Annotated in this window: 7 protein-coding genes; all 7 read left to right on the top strand. The window is 61.2% G+C overall.

The window, feature by feature from the left end:
• Positions 1-439 (top strand): T6SS immunity protein Tdi1 domain-containing protein (locus GZ997_RS05690; protein WP_162679188.1); only part of this gene is annotated, 439 nt, incomplete at its 5' end.
• Complete coding sequence (locus GZ997_RS05685; protein WP_162679187.1) at positions 436-1293, top strand: GAD-like domain-containing protein; 858 nt, start codon at positions 436-438, stop codon at positions 1291-1293. The genes GZ997_RS05690 and GZ997_RS05685, both read left to right, overlap by 4 nt.
• Positions 1290-1775, top strand: coding sequence for a polymorphic toxin type 15 domain-containing protein (locus tag GZ997_RS05680; RefSeq protein ID WP_162679186.1), 486 nt, complete (start codon positions 1290-1292; stop codon positions 1773-1775). The genes GZ997_RS05685 and GZ997_RS05680 overlap by 4 nt, the downstream gene beginning before the upstream one ends.
• The gene (locus GZ997_RS05675) at positions 1775-2932 is read left to right on the top strand and encodes a hypothetical protein (protein ID WP_162679185.1); all 1158 of its coding nucleotides are present in this window, start codon (positions 1775-1777) and stop codon (positions 2930-2932) included. The genes GZ997_RS05680 and GZ997_RS05675 overlap by 1 nt, the downstream gene beginning before the upstream one ends.
• Positions 2925-3629 (top strand): toll/interleukin-1 receptor domain-containing protein, encoded by a 705-nt coding sequence (locus tag GZ997_RS05670; protein ID WP_162679184.1) that lies wholly within the window; start codon positions 2925-2927, stop codon positions 3627-3629. The genes GZ997_RS05675 and GZ997_RS05670 overlap by 8 nt, the downstream gene beginning before the upstream one ends.
• A complete protein-coding gene (locus GZ997_RS05665) occupies positions 3626-4123 on the top strand; it encodes a toll/interleukin-1 receptor domain-containing protein (RefSeq protein ID WP_162679183.1) in 498 nt (165 codons plus the stop codon). The genes GZ997_RS05670 and GZ997_RS05665 overlap by 4 nt, the downstream gene beginning before the upstream one ends.
• Positions 4124-4218: 95 nt before the next feature.
• The coding region (locus GZ997_RS05660; protein ID WP_203234027.1) for an NACHT domain-containing protein at positions 4219-6893 on the top strand (2675 nt) is incomplete at its 3' end.

The following is a 6893-nucleotide window of genomic DNA, read 5'->3' as shown; positions in this document are numbered from 1 at the left end:
GTGGGGCGAACAAACCGGCCACAGCATCGAGATCGACCCCACCTACAGTGAAGTGATCATCGACCAACTCGCCATACAAGCCGCCAACGATCCGGAAGTACGCCAACAGCAAGGACGTGTGGTGTTCACCGGCTCAGCCAAATGGAGTGTTGAGGACCCGGAGGATGCCTCCGAGCGGGCGTTGCCGCCCCAGGCGCTTGCGCGCCTGGGTCCGGTCAGCTCAGACCAGGTGTATGGGTTTGTGCTTCCTCCGGTCCTGGGCGGACCGATCAGCGTGGACAACCTGCGCATCACCGACGCCCACACCTACCTGACCCTGCAAGCACAGCAGAGCGACATCACCATCAGCGACCCCGTAGGCACCAACTGGGGCCAGATCGCCCCGATTATCCGCGCCGACCCGGACCCGACTCCGATAGCGCGGAAAGGAAACTCATGATGGACGACGACACTCCGCACACTGCTCCTAGGCAGGGCGGGACCGGTCCCGCGGACCTTTGGGATTTCACGCCGGTGCCCGAGCCGACCGACCCGGCCGAGCAGGACGCGCTGACCGAAGCGCGTATTCAGCAGGACCTGGTCGCTCCGGAGGATATGGACCTGGCGCCGATGGGTGTTGCTGCACCCGTGCCGGAGGAGTACTTCGAGCGGTTCGCGGATGTCTTGCCACGCTCGATTCTGTATACCTGGCGGCGCCTGGGTTTCGAGGGTTTCGGCAACGGCCTGTTCTGGATCACCGACCCCATCGCCTGGGCACCAGTAGTACACGAATGGCTAAACCCAGTACAAGACCAACTCCCCTTCACCGACACCTTCCACTGCCTAGCCCGCAACGCCATGGGATACATGTTCCTGTGGGGGGAAGATTCCGGGGACTGTCTCCAGATTGACCCCATTTACAACAAGATCGAGTTCAACCGGCTAACCCGTCACACAAGGGGACAGACAGAGGCCCGTGAGCGGGCTGGACGCGTCATGTTCGGGGGAAAAGCCTTCAACTACGCCCATGAGCCTGAGGATGCCTCCGAGCGGGCGTTGCCGCCCCAGGCGCTTACGCGCCTAGGTCCGGTCAGCTCAGACCAGGTGTACGGCTTCATCCTCCCACCCGCCCTGGGCGGACCGATCAGCGTGGACAACCTGCGCATCACCGACGCCCACACCTACCTGACCCTGCAAGCACAGCAGAGCGACATCACCATCAGCGACCCCGTAGGCACCAACTGGGGCCAAATCGCCCCAATTATCCGCGCCGACCCCGCCACCTCCCCACTCAGCCAGGCGAGCGAGTCATGACGGCCAGCGGCAACACGGCCCCCGGCCCTATGGCCCTGCCCGACGAGCACGGCTTCCGCCACGCCCTGGGCGCCGAGGACCCCGGAGCGGTCGCCAAGCAGTACCAGCCCCCACCAGCACGCGACAACCGCACCATGGTGCGCACCGTCTACCACAACGGCCGCAGCCGCGACCTACAGACCAAGGGCGCCGAGTTCGAGTTCCAGCTCGACGGCCAATACCAGATCCTGGCACAAATGCCCGCCAAGGACTACCTGGCCGCCCGCGACCTATTCAAACAACAAGGCAGACAAGGCAACGAAGCCACACGACAAGCACGAAGAGACCTCTACAAGCGACTCGCCGCGCACGGTAACGATCAACTCGGCATGCCTCGCGCCGCGTCCCGCACCTGGGTGCATCTTCCCAGGATGCAGCTGAGGCGGGTGGCTCCAACAATGACGGCTTCGATGCCGCCCCAGTGCACCCGCCGGAGCCGTTGATGCTCACGAGTTTTCTGACTGCCCACAAGCAGGCTTTCCCCCAGGATCACCACCTCTGGCCCCTGCACCCGGACCCGCCGCTGCTGCCGCCAGAGCATGAGATTATGGTCAAGCTCTGCGCCTTGTCCGGGTATGAGCGGGACCAGGTACATCTGCTCACGCCCCGTACCTTCTTCGCCGCTGGAGGCGTATGGGGCGGTGGCGAACCATCGCTGACCACTCCGAATCTGGCACTGGAGCGCCCGCTGTCAAGGCTCATGCTGGGGATTTCCATGGCGAAGAGTCCGGACTTGGAAGCGCGTGGTCTGTCCGACCGTCATCTGGAGTTGGCGGTGGCGGAGGTCGCGCAAATGATGCTGCTGGCCGGCGGCGGAATGACCTACGCGGGTGCCATCGGAACACATGCGCCGGATCTCACGGCGGCGGTAATCGATACCGTCGAGCGCTACGTCAGGGCTGCGAAGCACGAGCAGCACCGGCACAGCGGCACGCATGCTGCTGAGCAAAGGCTCCACCCCGGTGACATGTTCACCCTGACCGTGCCTCGCATGGTCCTGTCGAACCGTGAGGCGCTGGATCAGCTCACGCGTACTACGGAAGCTCTCGCCGCTGTTGGGCGAATCGACGTCGTCGATGAGCACGGACACCTGACCGACGTTGACGAGGCGCAGCTGTGGACTGATTCCGGCCCTAAGGTTCTAGCGCGGGCATACAGCGAGGTTCGGGCGGCGCTTCCACGATTCTGCGACGCCAGGCTGCTGATCGGAGGGAAGACGATATCGGCTTCTGAAACCACTCCCGACGGCTACGTGGGAGCCATTCCAGGGGTAGTTGAGGAGGCCCTGTACACGGTTCGTGCCGGACAGCCCCTGTTCATAGCCGGGGGTTTCGGTGGTGCGGCCGCCGTCCTTGCCCACGAGTTGGGGATTGGAGCCGGTAACCCCGTGTCGGAGGCTTCGCTTGCCGCCGTCCGTGCGTTGCCGGCCTACCGCGACGCCGTCGCGGAGATAGCCGATGGGTTCGATCCAGAACTGACGGGGCTGGATGCCGCGGACCTGGAACGTCTGGCGACCACTCAGCGCGCTTCGGAACTTGCAGGCTTGATCGTACGTGGGCTCAGCACCGGCGCCACGGTTGCTGGAGGCACCGATGCCTAACGTGAAGGTGTTCCTGAGCTATAACGAGGGCGCTGCTGGCGGGAAGGCGGCGCAGGAGCTGCACGACAAGCTGTCCGAGCTGCATGTTGATGCCGTGATGGCACGGCACGCGATACTTCCAGGCACCGACTGGGAGCAAGCAATCCGCGCCGAGTTGGAGTCCAGCGCCGCCCTCGTAAGCGTGGGTACCAAAGGTTACTCGGCTCGTCCGTGGTGCCAGCAGGAGATCGACTGGGCGCTCGGAAGGCATGTGCCTATCCTGTGGATTCAGTACGCCGACGGCGAGTCCCCGGCGGGTTTTCTTGCACGCACCCAAGCACTGATCGCGGATGACCCCGATCAACCGGAGGTGATCGCGAGGGACGTCGTGCAGTGGCTTGCCGGCCAGGAGGCTACGCGGGATGCGCTGGTTGACGGCCTGCTTGAGGCGTTGGAGACGTCTAGTAGCTACAGCCAGACGCGGGGTTGCGCCGATCTGCTGGCTCTGGCCGGACGGCTGAGCGAAGAAGAGTGGGGCAGGGTGGTGCGCGCGGCTGCCGAGAACCGTCAGGTCGGGAACGCCGTCAAGTGGCCGGGCAGCAAGCGGAGACCCGCATGGTCAAAGGGAAGCCACGACGACGAGCCGAGTGTGCTCGACTGGCTTAATGATCGGATCGGGCCCCGGGCCTCGCACGTACAACGAAGGGAGCAGCGGTGAAGACCGAGATCAAGTTCTTCCTGTCCTGGGCGCACGATGACGAGCGCCTCAAGAGGGATCTGCTCGGGCGCCTGCGGACCCGGTTCAAGATACTGCGCAACTACAACGTGTCCTGGTGGGAGGACTCCGTCATCACGCCCGGCGAGGAGTGGGAGCCGGAGATCCTCACCCGGCTGGGCGAGAGCGACTACATCGTTCAGTTGCTCAGCCCGAGTTTTCTCGCTTCAGACTTCGTACGGGCACACGAGGTCCCCGGCGTAGGCGATGCGCCGAACAAGCCGACACTGCCCCTGATGCTCAGGTCCGTGCCATTGCGCGATGACTTTGAGCTGCTGGGCATCGAGAAGCGCCAGATCTACCGGATGCAGCGCTCCGACGGCCAAGGTCACTACGCGTACGGGGACTTGAGCAGCTCCGTACAAAAGGACCGGTTCGCCCGCGAGTTCGTCGAAGGCGTCGTTGATCGTCTGTCTGACCGAGGAGGCTATCGATGAGCAGTTCCAATGAACCTGTGTCACGTCCTCTGCCACCCGCTGAACTATCCGCCCTATTAGATGCACAGGAGCAGCGCCACTTACGAGACGCGTCAGTGGAGGCATACGCCACTGAAAGCGATCCAATCGCGAAGCGGGTGACGGTATACATCAGTTTCTCTACGAAAGACCAAGGCCTGGCCGAGAAACTTGCCGAGGAGATCACCATACAGCTTAAGACCCTCGTTCGTGATGAGTACGAGGTGACGGTGTGGACATCAAGCGATACTCCACTCGGCGAAGACATCACCACGGTTCGCGAGCAGCGTCTGCGCGCGACCTCCACCGCGGTTGTACTTCTCAGCCCGAATTACCTGGACGACGACGATCAGAGCAAGCAGGTTCACGAGCACTTTCCTCGCCCGGTGCTGGTCCGTCTCAAGGAGCTGCCTCAGGGCGCCAGCTTCGCGCCCTTCGACGGCAAAGCCGTCATTCCAGGTCGCGCATACCACAACGCCCACACGACTATGAGAGAAGAGATCGCACAACATGTGGCAAGCAGGGTACGCGATCAGCTTCATCAAGATCACGAGAGATTCACCTACACAGGCACAGCCGACCCTGCTGAACCTGCACAGCTGGCGCGCGAACGTCTCGCTGCAGCGAGACTTTCTGGGAATACAGAATTCATCGAGTCGAAGGCATACTTGGGCAAGTTCTCAGAATCACTCGATCTCACTAACAGCAAGGCAGATGATCACTCTCGCCAGCCCTCAAGCAACCGCTTCGTAGCGATCGATCGACTTCAAAAATGGGCAGTTGACCACTCCGCCCACAGCAACCGCGTTTGCGCACTTCTGGGAGATCTGGGCACAGGAAAGACGACCACCTCCATCCTATTTGCCCGCAGACTACTTGATGAATACGAAGACGAAGCCGACGCCGATGTCCCACTGCCGTTTTACTTCGACTTACGCGACCTCACCACGAGCAGACTCAGCAACTTCGGGTTACGTTCCATGCTCGAGCAGATGATCGGTCAGAGCTCCCCGCACCCGGCGAATGTGGATCAGGTCATTGAGACCATCAGGAGCCACGAATGCATCGTCATCTTTGACGGGCTGGACGAGGTCTTAGTGCACCTGGAGGAGCGCGAGGGCCAGAAACTGACGCGAGGCCTGCTCCAAGTGCTGACGTTGACCAATGACGTCGGCGAAGCCCTCAGCAAGCTCATGCTCACTTGCCGGAGCCAGTATTTCCGCTCAGTCCGCGACGAGATTTCATTCTTCTCCAATCAGAATCGCGAACGGGTTCGTGGCGAGGACTACCTGGTACTCACCATGCTTCCCTTTGAAGAGAAGCAGATTCTTGAGTACTTGGAGCGCAATGTTCCGGATTCGAATCCGCAAAGCCTGCTGGAAATGATCAGTTCCATTCACGACTTGCGCTCGCTGGCAAAGCAGCCGGTCATGCTCAACATGATTCGGGATGTGCTGCCAGATGTAGAACAGGCACTCGCAGACGGACGACGCTTCCGCTCAGTGGATCTTTATGGCCGCTTCGTCGACCGCTGGTTGGAACGGGACGACGGTAAGCACACGCTGAAGCCTGAGCACAAGCGCATCCTCATGAGTCGCATGGCCGTTGAGGTGTGGAAGTCTGAACTACGTACCTGGCCTGCGGACTGGATGGAAACATGGATGCTACGCTTCTTAGATGATCACCGCGAGCTGAAGCTTGAGTACAGAGACTGGATGCCGGACCAGTGGAAGCAGGACCTGCGTACAGCGACCTTCCTCTCACGCCGCGGAGACGTCTTCACCTTCGCTCACTCCTCACTCCTGGAGTATTTCCTTGCCAAGGGCCTTGTCACGTCTCTTCTAGCCGACGGCGCAGCGCTGCGGGAAGCACTCGGCGTATGGGACATTCCCCGTCCAAGCCAAGAGTCACTCGTCTTCTTTGGTGAGCTTCTTGACGCTCTGAACCCGCCTGACCGGCAACGGACACTAACGACCCTTACTCAAGTAGCGCGTGAAGGTACTCCGCGCGCACGGACTCTAGCTTTCTCCTACGTCTTGCTGGCTAGGCAACGCGGTTTCCCGAATATCTCGACCCGTGAGCTCAACTTGGCGGACGTTGATCTCAGAGACTGGCAAATAGGAGGGGAGAACGAGCAGGTACTTGACCTGACGGGCATCGACTTTTCTAACGCTAGGCTGGATGATGCAGTACTCACAAATGTCAGGCTCGATCGCTCAGACGGACGCAACGCATCGCTCATGCGGACAAGATTGATGTCTTGCACGCTCGGATCCGCAAACCTTACAGACAGCTATCTCTCTGGAGCCGTCTTCCGGCACTGCGATTTCACCGGCGCCAATACAACGAATGCCTCAACACACCGAACTCAATTGCTGTTCAGTAAAGCGCCTTTCATGACCCGCGGCACGCTTGTTGCCCCTTGTGAAGATAAGGTCGTACCAAGACATACAACGCTTAGAGCCTTCTCGATGGGTGTACCACCAAAGTCCGTTTCATGGGATCCTGATGGCAACCGCATCCTCGCCGTGGGCGAGGGCGGGATCTGCGTGTTCGATGCTGCCACCGGCGACAACGTACTAGTCTTGACAAGACGTTGTGCGAACTTCGGCGCTTGGAATCCTGATGGATCCCGCATCCTCACCAACGGACGCAACGGGGTCCGGGTGTGGGACGCCACCACCGGCAAGAACACCCTCACCCTCACCACCGAGGCCACCGACTCCGGTGCTTGGAGCCCCGACGGTGCCCA

The organism is Actinomyces sp. 565, from assembly GCF_010365615.1.
Lineage (GTDB): Bacteria > Actinomycetota > Actinomycetes > Actinomycetales > Actinomycetaceae > Actinomyces.
Note: the sequence above shows the minus strand (reverse complement) of the source record. Positions and strands in the feature narration are given on the sequence as shown.

Excerpts from the sequence above, each read along its gene's own strand:
- GZ997_RS05670 (WP_162679184.1), top strand. The coding sequence starts at position 2,925 with ATGCCTAACGTGAAGGTGTTCCTGAGCTATAACGAGGGCGCTGCTGGC.
- GZ997_RS05685 (WP_162679187.1), top strand. The coding sequence starts at position 436 with ATGATGGACGACGACACTCCGCACACTGCTCCTAGGCAGGGCGGGACC.
- GZ997_RS05675 (WP_162679185.1), top strand. The coding sequence starts at position 1,775 with ATGCTCACGAGTTTTCTGACTGCCCACAAGCAGGCTTTCCCCCAGGAT.
- GZ997_RS05680 (WP_162679186.1), top strand. The coding sequence starts at position 1,290 with ATGACGGCCAGCGGCAACACGGCCCCCGGCCCTATGGCCCTGCCCGAC.